Origin of the sequence: Halomonas cerina (genome assembly GCF_014192215.1) — a bacterium.
GTDB classification, from domain to species: Bacteria; Pseudomonadota; Gammaproteobacteria; order Pseudomonadales; family Halomonadaceae; genus Halomonas; species Halomonas cerina.
In genome coordinates this window covers 18,010-36,962 of record NZ_JACHXP010000027.1, presented here as the reverse complement: position 1 = coordinate 36,962, position 18,953 = coordinate 18,010, and the positions used below count along the sequence as shown (strand labels likewise).

At 67.3% G+C, this 18,953-nt stretch carries 18 protein-coding genes; 16 read left to right on the top strand and 2 right to left on the bottom strand.

Annotated elements, in window-relative coordinates:
- The first annotated feature begins 239 nt into the window (after positions 1-239).
- The 8 genes from FHR94_RS18225 (at position 240) to FHR94_RS18190 (ending at position 7,550) form a co-directional block, all read left to right on the top strand.
- Positions 240-1,412 (top strand): ABC transporter substrate-binding protein, encoded by a 1,173-nt coding sequence (locus FHR94_RS18225; protein WP_183327971.1) that lies wholly within the window; start codon positions 240-242, stop codon positions 1,410-1,412.
- A 64-nt stretch (positions 1,413-1,476) separates the two neighbouring features.
- Positions 1,477-2,337, top strand: coding sequence for a branched-chain amino acid ABC transporter permease (locus FHR94_RS18220; RefSeq protein ID WP_183327969.1), 861 nt, complete (start codon positions 1,477-1,479; stop codon positions 2,335-2,337).
- Positions 2,338-2,347: 10 nt separating this feature from the next.
- Complete coding sequence (locus tag FHR94_RS18215; RefSeq protein ID WP_183327967.1) at positions 2,348-3,400, top strand: branched-chain amino acid ABC transporter permease; 1,053 nt, start codon at positions 2,348-2,350, stop codon at positions 3,398-3,400.
- A 3-nt stretch (positions 3,401-3,403) separates the two neighbouring features.
- Positions 3,404-4,171 (top strand): ABC transporter ATP-binding protein, encoded by a 768-nt coding sequence (locus FHR94_RS18210; protein ID WP_183327965.1) that lies wholly within the window; start codon positions 3,404-3,406, stop codon positions 4,169-4,171.
- Positions 4,168-4,899, top strand: coding sequence for an ABC transporter ATP-binding protein (locus tag FHR94_RS18205; protein ID WP_183327963.1), 732 nt, complete (start codon positions 4,168-4,170; stop codon positions 4,897-4,899). Before FHR94_RS18210 ends, FHR94_RS18205 begins: the two co-directional genes overlap by 4 nt.
- 57 nt (positions 4,900-4,956) lie before the next feature.
- On the top strand, positions 4,957-6,168 hold the full coding sequence (locus FHR94_RS18200; protein ID WP_281376083.1) for a benzoate/H(+) symporter BenE family transporter: 1,212 nt from the start codon (positions 4,957-4,959) through the stop codon (positions 6,166-6,168).
- A gap of 69 nt (positions 6,169-6,237) precedes the next feature.
- Positions 6,238-7,056 (top strand): universal stress protein, encoded by an 819-nt coding sequence (locus FHR94_RS18195; RefSeq protein WP_183327959.1) that lies wholly within the window; start codon positions 6,238-6,240, stop codon positions 7,054-7,056.
- A gap of 89 nt (positions 7,057-7,145) precedes the next feature.
- Positions 7,146-7,550: a hypothetical protein gene (locus FHR94_RS18190; protein ID WP_183327957.1), complete on the top strand. Its 405-nt coding sequence runs from the start codon at positions 7,146-7,148 to the stop codon at positions 7,548-7,550.
- A 57-nt stretch (positions 7,551-7,607) separates the two neighbouring features.
- Here FHR94_RS18190 and FHR94_RS18185 read toward each other — a convergent pair whose 3' ends face one another.
- A complete protein-coding gene (locus FHR94_RS18185) occupies positions 7,608-8,033 on the bottom strand; it encodes a hypothetical protein (RefSeq protein ID WP_183327954.1) in 426 nt (141 codons plus the stop codon).
- Positions 8,034-8,110: 77 nt separating this feature from the next.
- Positions 8,111-9,106, bottom strand: coding sequence for an LLM class flavin-dependent oxidoreductase (locus FHR94_RS18180; RefSeq protein WP_183327953.1), 996 nt, complete (start codon positions 9,104-9,106; stop codon positions 8,111-8,113).
- A gap of 239 nt (positions 9,107-9,345) precedes the next feature.
- On the opposite strand from FHR94_RS18180, the gene FHR94_RS18175 reads away from it, so the two are divergent.
- The 8 genes from FHR94_RS18175 to FHR94_RS18140 all read left to right on the top strand — a co-directional run bounded on the left by FHR94_RS18175 (position 9,346) and on the right by FHR94_RS18140 (position 18,839).
- The gene (locus FHR94_RS18175; protein WP_183327977.1) at positions 9,346-9,525 is read left to right on the top strand and encodes a hypothetical protein; all 180 of its coding nucleotides are present in this window, start codon (positions 9,346-9,348) and stop codon (positions 9,523-9,525) included.
- A gap of 84 nt (positions 9,526-9,609) precedes the next feature.
- Positions 9,610-10,554 carry a cobyrinic acid a,c-diamide synthase gene (locus FHR94_RS18170; protein WP_183327951.1) on the top strand — a complete coding sequence of 315 codons (945 nt, stop codon included), beginning with the start codon at positions 9,610-9,612 and terminating at the stop codon, positions 10,552-10,554.
- Between the two features lie 62 nt (positions 10,555-10,616).
- Positions 10,617-11,801 (top strand): toxic anion resistance protein, encoded by a 1,185-nt coding sequence (locus FHR94_RS18165; protein WP_183327948.1) that lies wholly within the window; start codon positions 10,617-10,619, stop codon positions 11,799-11,801.
- A gap of 78 nt (positions 11,802-11,879) precedes the next feature.
- Entirely contained in the window at positions 11,880-13,184 is a 1,305-nt protein-coding gene (locus FHR94_RS18160) for an ATP-grasp domain-containing protein (protein ID WP_183327946.1), read from the top strand.
- Between the two features lie 50 nt (positions 13,185-13,234).
- Positions 13,235-15,268 carry a CocE/NonD family hydrolase gene (locus FHR94_RS18155; RefSeq protein WP_183327944.1) on the top strand — a complete coding sequence of 678 codons (2,034 nt, stop codon included), beginning with the start codon at positions 13,235-13,237 and terminating at the stop codon, positions 15,266-15,268.
- A gap of 181 nt (positions 15,269-15,449) precedes the next feature.
- Positions 15,450-16,805, top strand: coding sequence for an MFS transporter (locus FHR94_RS18150; RefSeq protein WP_183327942.1), 1,356 nt, complete (start codon positions 15,450-15,452; stop codon positions 16,803-16,805).
- A gap of 82 nt (positions 16,806-16,887) precedes the next feature.
- Positions 16,888-17,478, top strand: coding sequence for a hypothetical protein (locus tag FHR94_RS18145; RefSeq protein WP_183327940.1), 591 nt, complete (start codon positions 16,888-16,890; stop codon positions 17,476-17,478).
- On the top strand, positions 17,475-18,839 hold the full coding sequence (locus FHR94_RS18140) for a M48 family metalloprotease (protein ID WP_183327938.1): 1,365 nt from the start codon (positions 17,475-17,477) through the stop codon (positions 18,837-18,839). Before FHR94_RS18145 ends, FHR94_RS18140 begins: the two co-directional genes overlap by 4 nt.
- Positions 18,840-18,953 lie beyond the last annotated feature (114 nt).

Below are 18,953 nucleotides of genomic sequence, written 5' to 3'. Positions count from 1 at the left end.
CGGCGAGACACCGCGGATCACGAAGAAAGTCGTGCAACTCAACAACGACTATATCCATCAGGTCATCGACGTTTATCACATCTGACCGGGTCACGTTGACCGGGTCACGCTGACCGGGTCACGCTGATCCTGCGACCCCAGGGCGACAGGGACGTCGCCCCCATGTTGCATGCCGCACCGGCAATAACCATTTCGTCCATAACAATCCCATCCATAACAAACGACCTCTGGTGAATCACATGAACAACACCTTCAAGAAGACCATCCTGGCCTCCCTGGTGAGCGCCGGCATGATGACCAGCGGCCTGGCCGCGGCCGACGAGCATCCGGTCAAACTCGGCCTGATGCTGCCCTATTCCGGTACCTACACCGCCTTGGGCGAGGCGATCACCAATGGCCTGAAACTGGCCATCGAGCAGAATGACGGCCAGCTTGGGGGACGCGATGTCGAGTATGTGCAACTCGACTCCGAGGCCAACCCCTCCAAGGCACCGCAGAACATGAGCCGCCTGGTCAAGGGCGATAATGTCGACTTCGTCATCGGGCCGGTGCACTCCGGCGTGGCCATGGGCATGCTGCGCGTCGCCAAGCAGAGCGGTGCGATCACCATCATCCCCAATGCGGGGCTGGGTGCGGCCACCAACCAGCTGTGCATGCCCAATGTCTTCCGTACTTCGTTCAGCATGTGGCAGAACAGCTACCCGATGGGCAAGGTCGCCTATGATCAGGGCCACCGCGAGGTCGTGACCATCACCTGGGATTACGCCGGCGGCAAAGAAGACGTGGCCGGCTTTAAGGAGGCCTTCGAGGCGGAAGGCGGCGAGGTCGTCGAGGAGATCTTCGTGCCCTTCCCGAGCACCGAGTTCCAGAGCTACCTGACCCAGATCGCCAGCATCGATCCCGATGCGGTCTACACCTTCTTCGCCGGCGGGGGTGGGGTCAGCTTCGTGCGCGACTATGCGGCCGCCGGGCTCAAGGACAGTATTCCGCTGCTGGGCTCAGGCTTCCTGACCGAGGGCAATGTCGCCGCCCTCGACGGTGCCGGCGAGGGGGTGCAGACCACCTTGCACTACGCCGAGACGCTCGACAACGAGCAGAACCAGGCCTTCGTCGAGGCCTACCAGGAGGCCTACGGCAAGGCGCCGGACACCTATGCGGTCCAGGGCTATGACACCGGCGCCATGCTGGTCCAGGCGCTCGACAAGGTCGATGGCAACACCGAGGACAAGGAGGCCCTGATCGAGGCCCTGGCCAGCGTCGAGCTGCAGAGCCCTCGTGGCCCGATGAGCTTCTCCGAATCTCACCACCCCATCCAGAACGTCTACCTGCGCGAGATCCAGGACGGCAAGCACGAGGTCGTCGGGGTCGCCGCCGAGCAGCTCGAAGTGCCCGACGACGCCTGCAAGATGTAAGCCGGCCACCCCCTGACCCTGGGGCGGGCCGAAGCCCGCCCCGCACATCGCGGAGAGCACCATCATGGATCTCGCATTCTTCGGCGTGCAGCTCCTCAACGGGCTGCAGTATGGGCTGCTGCTGTTTCTCATCGCCAGCGGCCTGACCCTGATCTTCGGCATCATGGGCATCATCAACCTGGCCCACGGGGCCATGTACATGATCGGGGCCTACCTGGTGTGGGACCTGACCATGCGGCTGGGCAACTTCTGGCTGGCGATCGTCATCGCCATTCCCATCGCCGTCGCCCTGGGGCTGATCATCGAGCGGCTGTTCCTGGACACGCTCTACAAGCGTGACCACCTCTACCAGGTGCTGCTGACCTTCGGCCTGATCCTGGTGATCAACGAGGCCCAGCGCATCATCTGGGGCGGCGACGTGCACAGCGTGGCAATCCCGGCGCCCTTCGACGCCAGCCTTCAGCTTACCGACAACCTGCAGTACTCGGTCTACCGGCTGTTCGTGATGGGGGTGTGTCTGGCGCTGGCGGGGGGCATCTACTGGGTGATCCGCCATACCCGGCTGGGCATCATCATCCGGGCCGGGGCGGTCAACCGCGACATGGTGGAGGGGCTGGGCATCAATGTGCGCACCCTGTTCACCCTGATCTTCAGTGTCGGCGTGGCGCTCGCCGCCTTCGCCGGCATGATCGCCGCTCCCTTGACCTCCATCACCCCGGGAATGGGCGACAGCATCCTGATCACCTGTTTCGTGGTGGTGGTCATCGGTGGGATCGGCTCGATCAAGGGAGCCTTCTGGGGCGCTATCCTGATCGGCATGGCCGAAACCTTCGGTCCCGTGCTGATTCCGAGCCTGGCCAGCATGGTGATCTACCTGATCATGGCGGCCGTGCTGCTGGTCAAGCCACGCGGCCTGTTCGCCTGAGGAGGCAGTCATGTTGCATCGATATCCCAAGCGCGTCGCGTTCATCATGCTGGCCCTGCTGGCCATCGTCGCCTTCTATCCACTATGGGGGCCGGCGGTGTTCGGTGACCAGTCCGAGTTCATCCTGGAGAAGCTGACCCTGATGGTGATCCTGGCGCTGTTCGCCATGAGCCTGGATCTGCTGGTGGGCATCGTGGGGCTAGTCAGCCTGGGCCATGCCCTGTTCTTCGGCCTCGGCGCCTATACCCTGGCGCTGGCCAGCCCCGACTTCAGCCCCGCCTCGCTGTGGTGGATGCTGCCGCTGGTCATGCTGGTGGCGGCGGTGGCGGCACTGGTGGTGGGGGTGCTGGTGATCCGCACCAAGGGCATCTTCTTCATCATGACCACCCTGGCCTTCGGCCAGATGCTCTATTACCTGGTCAGCACCTCGCCGTTCACCGGCGGCACCGATGGGGTGTTCATCATGTTCCGTCCCAGCGTGACGCTCGGTGAGACGCCGCTGCTGGACATGAGCGACCCTCATACCTTCTTCTACCTCTGCCTGGTGCTGCTGGTCATCGGCTTCCTGTTCCTGCGCTGGCTGACCCGCTCCTACTATGGCCAGGTGCTCGACGGCATCCATGACAACGAGCATCGTATGCAGGCGCTTGGGTATGCCACCCACGGCTACAAGCTGATCGCCTTCGTGATCAGTGGGGTGCTCGCCGCCATTGCCGGCATGCTGGCCGCCATGCAGTACGGCTTCGCCAACCCGGCTCAGCTCGGTTGGCACACCTCCGGCGAGGTGCTGATGATGCTGATCCTGGGTGGTATGGGCACCATCTTCGGCCCGATCCTCGGCGCCTTCGCCTACGAGATCCTGCTGTTCGTCTACGAGCATCTCACCATGCACTGGCCGATCCTGATGGGGCTGACCATCATCGTCGCCGTGCTGGTGCTGCCCCGCGGCATCGCCGGGCTGATCATCGCGCCGCCCTGGCAGCGCAAGAAGACGCCCGCTGTCGAGGACGAGGTCGCGGCATCCCCGTCCGTCCGGTCCACCACCCAGCACAAGGAGGGGTAAGCCATGAGCCAAGAACCGATCCTGGCCACCCATGGCCTGACCCGGCGCTTCGGTGGCCTGGTGGCGGTCAACGACGTGGGCTTCGACGTCAGGCCGAACGAGATCCATGCCGTCCTGGGGCCCAACGGGGCGGGCAAGAGCACCCTGATCAACCTGCTCTCCGGGGAGCTTCCCCCCTCGGAGGGCCAGGTGCTCTTTCACGGCAAGCCGATCCAGGGTAAGAGCGTGCGCCAGATCGCCCGTATGGGCATCGGCCGCAGCCACCAGAAGACCAACATCTTCCCACGGCTCACCTGCCTGCAGAACTGCGAGCTGGCGGCGCGCATCCACATGGGCGGAGTGCTGGGCAGCTGGCGATCCCGAGCGCGGGCCCGCGAGGTCACCGAGCGGGCCCGCGAGGTGCTGGCGACCTGCCAGCTGACCCCACGGGCCGACACGCGCGCCGCCGATATGAGCTATGGCGAGCAGCGCCAACTGCAGATCGCCATGGTGCTGGCCACCGCGCCGACACTGATGCTGCTCGACGAGCCCATGGCGGGCATGGGCCGGGAGGAGACCGTGCAGGTCACCGACCTGCTCGAGAGCCTGACCGACCGCTACACCCTGGTGCTGATCGAGCACGACATGGACAGCGTCTTCCGCCTGGCCGACCGGATCACCGTGATGGTGGACGGCTGCGTGCTGGAGAGCGGACCCACCGACCAGATCCGTCGCAGCGAGAAGGTGCGCGACGTCTATCTCGGACGCCATCACGAGGAGGCCACGGCATGACGGCCCAGGAACAGCTGACGCCCCTGATCGATGCGCGGGGACTGCACACCTATTACGGCGAGAGCCACATCCTGCACGGTGTCGACCTGACGCTGATGCCCGGCGAGACCCTGAGCCTGCTGGGCCGCAACGGCATGGGCAAGACCACCACCCTGAAGTCGATTCTGGGCTTCGTGCCTCCCCGTCGTGGCGAGGTCCGCGTCAAGGGGGTCTCCACCGCCAAGCGCCGCCCCTGGCAGGTGGTCCGCCAGGGCATCGGCTATGTGCCCGAGGGGCGCGGCATCTTCCCGGGCATCAGCGTGCGCGAGCACCTGATCATGGCGGCCCGGCCCAACGAGCGGGGCGAGACGCCTTGGACGATGGAACGGGTGCTCGACACCTTCCCGCGGCTGGGTCAGCGCATCAACCACGATGGCTCCTTCCTCTCCGGCGGCGAGCAACAGATGCTGTCCATCGGCCGGGCACTGACGCTCAACCCGGACCTGATGATCCTCGACGAGGCCACCGAGGGGCTGGCACCGCTGATTCGTGACGAGATCTGGAAGATCATCCACGAGATCAAGGCGTCGGGTATCGCCACCATCATCGTCGACAAGAACATCGACAATCTGCTCGAGGTGGCCGAGAAGCACCTCCTGCTGGTCAAGGGGGAGGTGGTCTACAGTGGCTCCTCCCAGGGGTTGAAGGACGACCCCTCCATCCTCGACACCCACCTCGGCGTCGCCTGAGGCCGCCGGCCCCGACGGGGCCGGCGCGGCCGGCGGCGTCACCCTATGGAGCGCACCATGCAACTGCACAAGGACGCCTCGCTACCCGCCGTCACCGCCGGCTTCGTGGCGGTGCTGGTCTCCTACTCCGGGCCCCTGGCGATCTTCTTCCAGGCGGCGCAGAGTGCCGAGATATCGAGTGCCATGATGACCTCCTGGGTCTGGGCGATCTCGCTGGGGGCGGCCGTTTCGGGCATCGGACTCAGCCTGTGGCTCAAGGTCCCGGTGGTCACCGCCTGGTCGGCGCCGGGCACGGCGCTGCTGGTCACGCTGTTTCCCGACCTGTCGCTTGCCGAGGCGGTGGGCGCCTACCTCGTGGCAGCGGCGGCGATCTTCGTGATCGGCGTGACCGGCTCCTTCGATCGCATCATCCAGATGATCCCGCCGGGCATTGCCAGCGCCATGATGGCCGGCATCCTCTTCCAGTTCGGCGTCGGGGTCTTCGTGTCGCTGGAGTCGGTGCCGGCCCTGGCCATCGGCATGATCCTGGCCTATCTGGTCTTCAAGCGGCTGACTCCACGCTACAGCCTGGTACTGTTGCTGGTGGTCGGCGTCATCCTGGCGGTGGTGTTCGAGGATGCCAGCCTCGAGGGCGTGACCCTGAGCCTGGCCGACCCGCAGCTCATCCGCCCCGAGTGGAGCTGGAACGCCACCCTGAGTCTGGCCATTCCGCTGATACTGGTCAGTCTCACCGGGCAGTTCCTGCCGGGCATGGCGATCATGCGCAGTGCCGGCTACAACACGCCGGCCAAGCCCATCGTCACGGTGACCAGCCTGACCTCCTTCGGCACCGCCTTCTTCGGCGGCATCACCACCGTGATCGCGGCCATCACCGCGGCGATCTGCACCAGCAAGGAAGCCCATGAGGATCCCGACAAGCGCTACGTGGCCGGGGTCGCCAACGGGGTCTTCTACCTGATCGGGGGCACCTTCGCCGGGACCATCGTGGCGCTGTTCACCTCGCTGCCCGGGGAGTTCGTGGCGGTGCTGGCGGGCCTAGCGCTGATCGGGGCTATCACCAGCAATATCAGTGCCTTCGCCGCCCAGAAGGATCACTTGGAGGCGTCGGTGATCACCTTCATCGCCACGGCGTCCGGCATGAGCTTCCTGGGGCTGGGATCGGCCTTCTGGGGCGTGGTGGTCGGCGCCCTGGCCTACAACGCCCTGCACCGGCCCGCTCCGGCCTCCGGGCGTGACAACAAGGCGCCGGCTACCGACAAGCAACGCTAGGGTGCCGACAACACACGAGAGTGTTCCGCTAACAACAGATTCAACAACAAGGTTCCGAGGAGTCTGACCATGCACAAGATTCATGTGGCGATGGACGAAAACGACGCTTCGCTGCGCGCCTTGGCGCTGGGGCAGCGCCTGGCGCAACAGACGGGAACCCCCCTGGGGGTGATCTCCGTGGTGGCCTCGGCGGAGCGGGTGGAAGCACGCCGTACAGTGCTACGCGAGCGGCTGACGAGAGAAGGGGCGGAGGATGTCGACATCGAGGTGTCGATCCACGCCAGTGCCAAGGAGTGCCTGGGCGAGCTGGCCGGGCGTGACGATGTCTGGCTGTGCATGATGGCTCATGGCCGGCGCCCGGTGCCGGAGATGCTGATCGGCAGCGTCACCGCCGGGGTGGTGCGCCGCGCCAACCGGCCGGTCTACCTGTGCGGGCCGCGCTACGATGCCAAGGCCCACCACAAGGTGGAGGTGCTGATGGCCTGCGTGGACGGCTCCAAGCTTTCCGAGGCCATCCTGCCTCACGCGGTGGCCCTGTCGAAGCGGCTCGATGCCCGCCTGCAGCTGCTGCAGGTGATCGATCCCAGTGCCGCCGAGGCGGTACCCGAGGAAGGAGGGCATTCGGACGTGATGGAATCCGGCTATGTGCATGGCCTGGCGCGACGCCTGCGTACCGAGCACGACATGGAGGTGGACTGGGAGGTGTTGCACGGCGACCCGGCGGACTCCATCGTCAGCTACCTGGCGGACTGCCAGGACACCATGCTGGCCATGACCACCCACGGGCGCAGCGGGCTCTCCCAAGTGGTGGCGGGCAGTGTCAGCCACGAGGTGCTGCACGAGGCGCCGTGTCCGGTGGCGGTGCTGAGGCCGACCGACATGAGCTGAACGATGCCGGCGTGATCCAGATCAAGGCGGAGGGACGGCCGGCGGGACTAGGATGGTCATCATGGTTCCGCTCTTCAGGAGGCTTGCCCATGATGACGCCACAAAACGCTATTCCCGCCACCGCCAGACGAGTCGCCCAGCGCATGGCCGGCGCCTGGCAGCGCGGTCGCCAGTATCGAGAATGGCTGGCTCTCGACGAGGCCGATCGTGAGTCGCGGCTCTGTGACTTGGGCCTGGCCCGGATCGACGCTCCGCTGTTCTGGTCCGACGGGCGCTCGGCGTCCGACCAGCTGCCCCGCATGATGGCGGTCTTCGGTGTCGAGGACGCCACGCCCCTGGTGGTGGGCAACGGGGTGAAGCGCGACCTCGAGCGGGTCTGTTCCCTGTGCCCCCACAAGGCGCGCTGTGCCCGTGTACTGGCGAGCGAGCCCACGCCGTCTGCCTGTGCGTTCTGTCCTAATGCCCCCACCCTAGAGGCCTTGTCCAGCCATTGACCGACACAGGCAGCGGGTGGTCGCACATAAAGCCCCGCACATGCGGGGCTTCCGTGTTCAGGCGTCGTCGCGTCGGTCCCGGGACGCGTCCTTGACTTCATAGTCGCCCTCGAGCACCTGCTGCTCGCGGGCGCGGTTGCCCGTGCCGTAACGTTCTTCGTGACGGGTCTCGCGATAGTGCGTCTGGTGAGCATGATAGCCACCGCCCACGTCCTGGGCCTGGTCGGCACGCATCTTCTCCATCTGCTTCTTCATGCGATGGCGCAGGAAGGGCAGCATCGCCCAGCCCACCAGCAGGAAGAGCAGGCCAAACAGCATGGCGATGATCATCAGGCTACCGAACAGCAGCCAGGCGGCCAGCATCTTCAGGCTGCCGAGCAGGCCGCCGCCGTTTGACTGGCGGGCGCGTTGCTGCCACTCCTGGGCGACGCGCCAGGCCGGGTTATGGCGGGGGTCCTGGTGGGGGCCTCGTGAATCGGGCATCACTCTCTCCTGAAAGGCGGCGCCGAGCGCCGTGAAGGACTGCCCCTTGGAGGGCCGATCGGCGGGATGGTTCCAGCCTACCCCTGCCATACCTCGGCGACGATCCGATAGCTCGCCAGACGTTCTTCATGGGCGTAGACATCGGTGTTGAGCATCAGCTCGTCGGCACCGGTGAGCTCGAGGAAGCGCTCGAGCCCCTGGCGGACCGTCTCCGGGCCGCCGATCACCGCCGCTCCCAGGAACTGCGCCACTTGGGCCTGCTCCATGGGCGACCAGTCGAGCCGCTCGACTGGGGGCTTGGCCGCGGTGCGCTTGCCGCGAATCATGCCCAGGAACTTCTGACGCGCCGTCGAAGCGAGGAACTCGGCCTGGGCGTCGCTCTCGGCGGCGATCACCGGCAGGCCGACCATGGCATGAGGACGGTCGAGCATCCGGGAAGGACGGAAGTTGTCGCGATAGAGCCTCAACGCCTCGAACAACTGGGCCGGGGCGAACTGGGCGGCGAAGGCGAAGGGCAGCCCTTCCCGGGCCGCCAACCGAGCGCTGAAGTCGCTGGAGCCCAGCAGCCAGATCGGCACCCGGGTGCCCTGGCCGGGCACGGCCCGCACCCGCTGACCCGGGCGCGCGTCGTCGAGGAAGCTCTGCAACTCGGCCAGCCGCTGGGGAAAGTCGTCGACCCCGGCATAGGGGTCGCGGCGCAGAGCCGCCATGGTAGCGCCATCCGAGCCGGGAGCGCGCCCCAGACCCAGGTCGATGCGATCCGGATAGAGCGTCTCCAGGGTGCCGAACTGCTCGGCCACCACCAGCGGTGGGTGGTTGGGCAGCATGATGCCGCCGCTGCCCACCCGGAGGCGCTCGGTGGCGCCGGCGATGTGGCCGATCAGCACCGCGGTGGCCGCGCTGGCGATGCCCTCGATGCCGTGGTGTTCGGCCAGCCAGAAGCGGGTATAGCCCAGCCGCTCGGTCTCGCGTGCCAGCGACACGCTCTCCCGGAAGCTGTCGGCGATGCTGCCGCCCTGGCGGATCGGCGCCAGGTCGAGGACGGACAGCGGGGTATCGGCGAGACGGGACATGGAGGGACTCCGGAAATCGATTAGGCTGCTGCGTTTCTACGCGGGCAAGGGAGCGCCGTCAATGTCGCCGTTGGCGAGCCGCGTCCCCTGGTCTGGTAGCATGCAGTAAAGCGACAGACCATGACGGAAGGGCGACGGTAAGGGCAGGGCAGCGCCACCAGCTTCCGGCCAAGCCCAGGCATAGCCCGCGGGGGCATGAGCCCCTAAGCTCAAGGAAATGGTGAAATTGGACTTCTGCCATGATGCGCATTCGTACCCCGGGGCGCGGCCGGCCCCGCCGCGGTGCCACCCGTCGTCGCCCCCGGCGCCGCCTGGACTGGGCCACCTTCGACCGCTGGCTCGACCGGGTCGTGATCGTGGCGGTGGGGATAGCGCTGATAGTGGGCATCCTGGCCCTGATCCTGAGCCTGCTGTTGTAGGGCGCTTATCGCCGATGGCGGCTTCGTCTACACTCGGGCCTCCTAACCTATTTCCCAACCCATGGATGAAGGATAGCGACACCGATGCTTGCGTTCCTGCAAGGGTTCTCCTATGGCCTCTTCCTGACCTGCCTGCCGTGGCTGCTGGTGGGCCTGGTCCGGCCGGAGCTGGCGGTGCCTCAGGATCCGGCCAGTCGCCTGCAGGTCATCTTGCGCTACTGCCTGCTGGTGCCTTTCCTGTGCCTGCTGTTGTGGTTGACCTCGCTGTGGGGAGGGTTCGGGCCCAGCCTGGGGGGCTGGCTGGCCGGCCTGGTGGCGATCCCCGTGGCGCTGCCGCTGGAGCGACGCCTGCGTGGCTGGCTGGGACGCCGGCGCGAGCGGCGCCGCCAGGCCCGGCTGGCCGCCCAGGCCCGGCAGGAGAGTGAGCGCCGAGCGCGTGAGGTCCACGAAGCCGGGGTGGCCGTCCTCGATCCGGCCCATCCGCCGGCCGATGCCGATGACCTGGTGCTGGCCCTGTGCCGGGCCAAGCAGGCGCTGCTCGACGCGCGCCGCCCCGACCTGGCCGTTCAGGCCGACCGGGTCTACAGCCGCTATTGCCATGTGCTGAAGGTGCTGGGCGGGCGCTTCGATCGCGGCGAGCTGGCCTTCGCGCGCGCCCGGGAGCTGGTGACCGAGGTCTGCCTCGGCGCGGTGGATACGCTCCACACCATGGCCTCCCAGGCCAGTGGCGTGGTGAGCGTGGATGGCGACTGGGTGCGGCGGCGTCTGGCACGCGAGGGGCCAGGCCTGAGCCACCAGGAGCGGGAGGCACTCAGGCGCCGCCTGGAATTGCTCGAGGAGACCGAGCGCCGGCTGCGCGAGTTGGCCGCTCGCAACGAGGCGGCCCTGACCGTGCTCGACGATACGGCCGTCTCCCTGGCCCGGATCGAGACGTCGCGTCCCCAAGCCTCGGTCACCACCGAACGGGCCCTGGCGGCACTGAGCCACTTCGTCGAGCGCGCCGACCGCTATGGTCGCGACGGACCCTGACCCGGTGACGCGGCAGAGTAAGGCAGGCCTGCCGCAAGACGCCCACGACATAGGAGATGCCGATGAGCCAGTCATCCGATCGCGGACCGCAGCTGTCGCTGCCGCCGGTGGCGGAGATCGCCAGCGAGCTGGACGCCACCACACCCGGCCAGCAGGCCGATGAGGATCCGGAGCTTTCGGCCATGGCCGATGCCTTCATCGCGCAGCTGACCGACGATGGTGACCGGGCCGCCCAGGCCCAACAGCGCCGCGCCATCGACGAGATGGGCCTCGAGCTGCAGCAGCAGGCCGCCCACCAGAGTGCCATGCTACAGACGCCGCTACGCAAGCTGGCCCACCAGGGGGATGATGGCGGCTCGGTGGCCCGGGCACTGGTCGACCTGCGCGGCCGGATGCAGGAGCTGGACCCGGCCCGCCACCGCCTGGCGCCGGGCTCGCTGGACCGGGTGCTGGCATGGCTCCCCGGAGCCAGCACCCGCCTGCAACGCTATTTCCGCAAGTTCGAGACCGCCCAGCAGGCCCTGGACGCGATCATCGCCGAGCTCGAGGACGGGCGCGACATGCTGCATCGCGACAACCTGACCCTGGGCGATGACCAGCAAGCGCTGTACGAGACGCTGGGGCAGCTGGCGCGTCAGGTTGCCCTGGGACGACTGATCGACGCGCGCCTGCAGGCGGCCATTGCACGTCGCGATGCGGACGACCCGCAGCGGCGCTTCCTCGAGGAGGAGCTGCTGTTCCCACTGCGCCAGCGCATCGTCGACCTGCAGCAGCAGCAGGCGGTCTGCCAGCAGGGCGTGCTGGCCCTCGAGGTGATCATTCGCAACAACCGCGAGCTGATGCGCGGTGTCGACCGCGCCATCAACGTCACCGTCTCGGCGCTGACGGTGGCGGTGACCGTAGCCCTGGCGCTGGCCAACCAGCGCCTGGTGCTGGATCGCATCGAGTCCCTCAATACCACCACCTCGGAGATGATCGGCGGCACCGCCCGGGCTCTACGCCAGCAGGGCGTGGACATCCAGCGGCGGGCCTCGGGCGCGATGCTCGACCTCGAGGCCCTCGAGGCGGCCTTCGGTGAGGTGATGGGCGCGATCGACGACCTGTCTCGTTATCGCCAGGAAGCGCTGCCGCAGTTGGACGCCCAGATCGACCGCCTGGCGACGCTGGCCGGCCAGGGCGGCGAGGCCATCGGGCGTCTGCAGCGGGGCCGCGTCGAGGATGAGACGTTAGACGATCGCCGCCCCTGAGGCCTGCGTCGGCCGCGAGCTGGACTATGCTGCTCGAAGGTGGCCCGGTCGGGCGCACGCAATAGAGGGGTGATAGTGATGGCGGAGCAGAAGAACGTCTTCGTGGTGGGGCTCAACGACTTCAACCGTCAGCGGCTCGAGACCCTGCGGGGTGCCGCAGCCGATCGCTTCCACGGGGTCATCGCCCCCGAGGCGGTCTACGACACCGAGGTCTTCGACATCGCGGCCATGCTAGAGGAGGCCACCGCGACCCTGGAGGCCTTCGAGGGCTCGGTGGATGCCATCGTCGGCTACATGGACTTTCCCGTTTCCACCATGCTGCCGATCCTCTGTGAGCGCTTCGGCACCCGTACCACCTCCCTGGAGAGCCTGCTCAAGTGCGAGCACAAGTACTGGAGCCGCAAGGTGCAGAAGGAGGTCATCCCCGATTACATTCCCGCCTTCACGGCCTTCGACCCCTTCGACGACGACGCCCTGACCCATATCGGCGAGGCCGGACTCTACTTCCCGTTCTTCGTCAAGCCGATCAAGTCCTCCGGCTCGCGGCTGGGCTTTCGCATCGACACGCCGGAGGACTTCTACCATGCCATCGAGAAGCTGCGCGAGGACATCGGTCTGATCGCCGACCCCTTCAATACCGTGCTCGAGCATGCCAAGCTGCCGGACGAGATCGCCGCCGTGGACGGTCACTTCTGCATGGCCGAGGAGATCATCGGTGGCTGGCAGTGCACCGTGGAAGGCTATGTCTTCGAAGGTGAGGTGGTCAGCTACGGGATCGTCGACTCGCTGCGCTACCCCCAGGTGCTCAGCTTCTTCCACTATCGCTACCCGTCGGGCCTGCCCGATCCCATCCAAGACAAGATGCGCGAACTCACCGATACGGTGATGGCGCATATCGGCTTCGACAACTCGGCCTTCAACATCGAGTACTTCTGGGACGAGGTGCAGGATCGCATCTGGCTGCTGGAGATCAACACGCGCATCTCCCAGTCCCACTGCGACCTCTTCGAGAAGGTCGACGGCGTCAGTAACCAGCAGGTCACCATCGACCTGGCGCTGGGCCAGCGACCCGACATGCCGCACCGCCAGGGCGACTATGCCGTGGCAGCCAAGTTCTTCTACCGGGTATTCTTCGTCGATGCCGTGGTCAGCCGGGTGCCGAGTGCCGAGGAGGTGTCGGCCCTGGAGGCGGACTTCCCGGGCACCGTGATCGCGGTGCAGGTGGAGGCGGGCCAGCGGCTTTCGACGATGCCCGAGCAGGACAGCTACAGCTATGCCCTGGCTTATGTGTGGATGGGCGCCGCCTCGGTGGATCAACTGCTGGCCGATTATGATCGCTTGATCGCGCGCCTGCCGTTCGAATTCGATCAGGTCGAGGGCTGAGCCTGGTCGAGGATGGCAAGCCGGCTGAGGACAGAGGAAGGAGGACAAGGATGCGTATCGTCGAGGAGTTTCCCCGTCAGGTCCAGGAGGAGGAGACCTGGATCCCCATGGCCGATGGCACGCGGCTGGCGGTGCGGATCTGGCGGCCGGTGGATGCCGAGGCCCACCCGGTGCCGGCGATCCTCGAGTACCTGCCCTATCGCAAGCGCGACCTCACCGCCGAGCGGGATGTGCAGATGCATCCCTACTGGGCCGGGCACGGCTATGCCGGGGTGCGGGTCGATATCCGCGGCACCGGCGATTCCGACGGGGTGCTCACCGACGAATACCTGCCGAGTGAGCTCGAAGACGGCGTGGCCGTGCTCGAATGGCTCGAGGCGCAGCCCTGGTGTACCGGCGAGGTGGGCATGGTGGGCATCTCCTGGGGGGGCTTCAACGGCCTGCAGATCGCCGCCCTGCAGCCGCCCCAGCTCAAGGCGGTAATCACCCTGTGCTCTACCGACGACCGCTACGCCGACGATATCCATCACATGGGCGGTTGCCTGCTGGCCGACAGTCTCTCCTGGGCCTCGACCATGTTCGATGGCAATGCCTGTCCGCCCGATCCCGAGCTGGTGGGGAATCGCTGGCGGAAGATGTGGCTCGAGCGCCTCGGCGGCAGTGGCCTGTGGCTGACCCAGTGGCTGGCCCACCAACGCCGCGACGCCTACTGGAAGCATGGCTCGGTGTGCGAGGACTTCGCGGCCATCCGCTGTCCGGTCTACGCGATCAGCGGCTGGGCCGACGGCTACTGCAATGCCGTCTTCCGCCTGCTCGAGGGGCTTTCCGTACCGCGCAAGGGGCTGGTGGGGCCCTGGTCGCACAAGTATCCCCACCTGGGGGTGCCGGGGCCGGCCATTGGCTTCCTGCAGGACTCGCTGCGCTGGTGGGACCACTGGCTCAAGGGCGAGGAGACCGGGATCATGGACGAGCCCATGCTGCGCGTCTGGATGCAGGCGCCGGCCCCGCCCTCGGCTCGCTACGAGGAGCGCCCGGGGCGCTGGGTCGCCGAACCCGGCTGGCCGTCGCCCAACATCGTGCCCACCGCCTTCCGGCTGACCTCGGGGCATGGCCTGAGGTCGGAGGAGGGTGCCGCGCCCGAGGCGGACGGCATGCCCCTGGACATCCGCTCGCCGCTCTCGGTGGGGCTCTATGCCGGCAAGTGGTGCTCCTACAACGCGCCGCCCGACCTGCCCCATGACCAGCGCGACGAGGACGGCGGCTGCCTGATCTTCCAGACTCCGCGCCTCGAGATGCCGCTGGAGATCTGCGGGCCGCCGGTGGTGGAGCTCGAGCTCACCGCCGACCAGCCGGTGGCCATGGTGGCCCTGCGCCTGATCGACATCGCCGCGGACGACAAGGCCACCCGGGTCTCCTATGGCCTGCTCAACCTCACGCACCGCGACAGCAACGAGCATCCCGAACCGCTTGAACCGGGGAAGCGTTACCGGGTGCGTGTCCGACTCAAGCACATCGCCCAGCAGTTCGCTGCCGGCCATGCTATCCGCCTGGCGGTTTCCACCAGCTACTGGCCGCTGGCCTGGCCGGCGCCGGTACCGGTGCGGTTGACGCTGTGGCCGGACCACTGTCGCCTGATCCTGCCCGTGCGCCCGCCACGTCCGGCCGAGGAGGCCGCGCTGCCGGCCTTCGGGGAGCCCGAAGGGGCCCCGCCGATGCCCAAGACGCTGCTCCAGCCCACCCAGGAGACCTGGCGGGTGATCCGCGACCTGGCCAACGACCGTACCACCCTGGAGGTGATCAACGACGAGGGGCGCTACCGGATCGACGACATCGGCCTGGAGATCGCCGCCCGAGTCACCGAGCGCTACAGCTATGCCTATGGCAGCTACGACAGCGTCAGCGGCTGGACCGAGTGGGAGCGCAGCTTCCGGCGTGGTGACTGGGAGGTGCGCACCCTGACCCGCACCCTGATGACCAGCGACGTCGACAACTTCCGCATCCGTGCCACCCTGGACGCCTGGGAAGGCGATACCCGTATTTATGCGCAGACCTGGGACGAGACGATCCCCCGCGACCTCGTCTAGGGCGCCACCTGTCGGTGCCCGGCCCGCCCCTGGCCCGATGGCGGGATAGCGGTGCGCCGGTGGATGCCCCTCTGCTCCTCACGGTTCTGGCGCTGTCCGGGCGGCGGCGATGGTGGCGAACCGGCGTCGCCTGCTAGGCTTGCCTCTTTCCCTACCTCGATCCAACCACAGGGACGCTGGCATGAGCCTGACGACCATGAGCGCTGTCCCCCGGCAGCGCGCCCCCAGGAAGGAGATCCTCGGCTGGGCGATGTTTGATTTCGCCAACCAGGCCTATACCCTGCTGATCATCACCGTGGTGTTCGGCGAACTCTTCACCACGGTGATCGTCGGCGAGCGGGGTGGCGACTACCGGCTGGCCAACTTCCTGTGGAGCCTGGCGCTGGCGGTGAGCTACCTGCTGGTGGTGATCACCGGCCCCCTGTGCGGGGCGGTGATGGACTACCAGGCCGCCAAGAAGCGCTTCCTCTTCGCCAGCTACCTGGCCACCGTGGCCACCACCGCCATGCTCTACTTCGTGGCGCCGGGGTACGTGATACTGGGCCTGGTGCTGATCGTGACCTCCAATTACGCCTATTCCATGGGCGAATCCTTCATCGCCGCCTTCCTGCCGGACCTGGGGCCCCCGGAGGATCTGGGCAAGATCTCCGGTTTCGGCTGGGCACTGGGCTACGTGGGGGGGCTGTTCGCCGCGGGCTTCACCCTGGTGGCGCTGGGCGAAGCCACGGCGGAAAACTTCGAACGTATCCGCTGGGTGGGGCCCTTCGCCGCGGGTTTCTTCCTGATTACCGCTATCCCCACTTTCCTGTGGGTGCGCGAGCGCGGCACACCCCAGCCGCCCGGCCGATCCTACCGCGAGATCGCCTGGCAGCGGGTCTCGACCACCCTGCACGAGCTCAGGCGCTTCCGCGATCTGGGGGTCTTTCTGGTCTCGCTGCTGTTCTCCATGGCCGGGATCTACATCATCATCGCCTTCGCCTTCATCTACGGGGCCCAGGTGATCGGCTGGGACGAGCATATCCGCAACCTCATGTTCATCATCGTGCAGATCACCGCCGCGACAGGCGCTCTGGGCTTCGGCTTCCTTCAGGATCGCATCGGCACCAAGGTCACCTACCTCCTTACCCTGGGACTGTGGGTGGCGGCGATCATCGCCATCTGGGCCACGCCGCAGGTCACCGACTTTTTCAACGCGAGCCTGGGGCTCGATTGGCAGGCCCAGCACCTGTTTCTGGTGGTGGGGTGCCTGGCGGGGCTGTCGCTGGGCTCGAGCCAGTCGGCCAGCCGCGCCCTGGTGGGGCTGTTCTCGCCACGTCGTAAGGCCGCCGAATTCTTCGGCTTCTGGGGGCTGGCCAACAAGCTGGCCGGCGTGGTCGGCATCATCGCCCTGGGCCTACTGCAGTCCCTGGTGGGCCTCCAGGCCTCGATCCTGCTCTGTGCCGCGCTGTTTCTCGTGGCCATCCTGGTCTGCCTGTTCGTCGACCAGGCCCGGGGCCAGCAGGCGGCCCGGGACTGGGAAACACGCAACGGTGGGTGAGGCTCCAGCGCGGGTGAGGATAGAGCAGGGCGGCTAGACTGAAGGCATGATCGCTGCCCGCGACCCCCGGAGGTCGCCGCCCATGGATCCTGTTACCCTGCGTGCCCTCGAGCGCATCCTGGTCGTCCTGTTCGCCGGCATGGCCATCTACCTGGGCTACCGGCTGTTTTTGGCGGTGCCCACCCAGCGCGACAGCGAGGGTCGGCTGACCCTGCCCGGGGGCATCCAAGTGGTACTCAATCGGGCCGCGCCCGGGCTCTTCTTCGCCCTGTTCGGTAGCGTCGCCCTGGCCCTTTCCTTGCACAGCGCCATCCAGGCCACCTCGTCATCGGTCGCAGCTTCCCAGGCGCCCCGCGAACTGGCCAGCTATCGCGGGCTTGTCACCCAGGCCGACATCGACCCGGCGGTGGCCCTGGCCCGGCTGCGGCGGCTCTTCCACACCCTCAACGCGCTGGCCGACGCCTCGCCAAGCGAGGGCAGTCAGGGCGTGGCCGAGCGGGGAGACGTGCGCCAGGTGAAGCTTCTGCTGATGCGCTCGGTCTGGCAGGAGACATGGGGAGACTATGCGGCATTCGCCGCCTGGACCGGCAGCACCGATGCCCGCGGCGAGCCGCCGGACCCGCGGCTGGTCGAGCCGGCGGCGCTCTTTCATCAGGGACGGGTGCGGCCTTGACGCAAGAACCGATGAGGGGCCGCCGGCGCCTCGCCGCCCTGCTGCTGTGCCTGCTGGCTGGACCGCTGTCGGGGGCGATGACCCTCTACGATGCGTCGACCCTGGACTACTGGGCGGGGATCACCCCGGTCGATATCCGCCGTGTGCTGGCCGAGAGCCTGGAACCGGCGCTGACGCCGCAGGAACGTCAGCGCCTGGATGACGTGACGCTGCACTTCCCGCGGCGCTGCCCCGTCGCCGATCAGGAGCCCTTCTGCTACTACCAGCAGACCCTGGCCGATGGCCGGCGTCAGGTGGTGATGTCGGTGGCCTCGCTGCGCCTGTTTGGTGACCTGGCCCTGGCCACCGCCTGGCTCCAGCTCGAGGGGCTCTCCATCGAGACCCCCTCTCGCTATGTCGCCATGCTGCGCCATCGACAGGCCGCGGCGTTTCCCGATGGGCGCTACCCGCTGCCGTTGGTGGCACTCGGGGTCCCCGAGGATGTGCGTGACCGCGAGCCGGTGATGGACCTCTATGGCAAGATCTTCACCTCATCGATGGTCTTCGTGCTGCTCCACGAACTGGGCCATGCCCTGCACCGTCATCCGGGGTACGGGCCCGGGATCTCCCGGGCCGATGCCCGGGCCCATGAAGGCGAGGCCGATGCCTTCGCCCTGGATGTCATGGCCCGGGTGGCCTATCCGCCGCTGGGGATGAGTGTCTTCTTCACTCTGATGGCCCACTGGGAGCCTAACCGCTGGCACTTCGCCGATGAGGCGTCCTGGCGTGACTATCTGGCCCAGGCGACCCACCCATTGACATCCGATCGGCTGCGCCGACTGGCCGCCGCCCTAACGGCGCGCCAGGATGCCTTCGCCCGGGCCGAGCCTGATGTCGTCGCGGCGCGCGAACGGATCGCCGTGGTGGCGGGGGAGATCGAGGGCCTGGCCGATTTCATGGACGATGAGGAGATCCAGGCCGGCATCGTGCGCCTGGGCCAGGGCGGGGATCCGGCCATTTTGCGGCCCCGGCGCGCCGCCGAGTTGGTCATCGACCGGGCATCGCCGTCCGCGGCCCGCCCCTTCGCCGGCACCTTCGAGGGACGGCTCGGCGATGGTACGGCCGAGTTGCCGGTGCGGGTGGTGCTCGAGCGCCAGGGGAATCGTGTGCAGGGGGTGTTCACCTATGGCCTCGGTCTGGGAGAACTGCAGGGCGAGGTCCACCAGGGCCGTCTGCACTACGCCTGGACCCTGGGACTGGAGCAGGGCCTCGGCGTGATGAACGCCGCCGAGCAGGGACGACGCCTGCGGGGCCGCTGGGGGCGGGAGCGTTCCGACGACGATGGCGGCTACTGGACACTGTGGCGGGTGGAGGCGCCCTGAGTCAGGCTGGTGTTGTCTGCCGGTCGGCCGTGAATCGCGTAGCGCTCTCAGGGACGGCGGCCGGGGCGTACCTTTCCCATATGGGCAGCCCCGGGCAGGCAGTGTCATCATGTC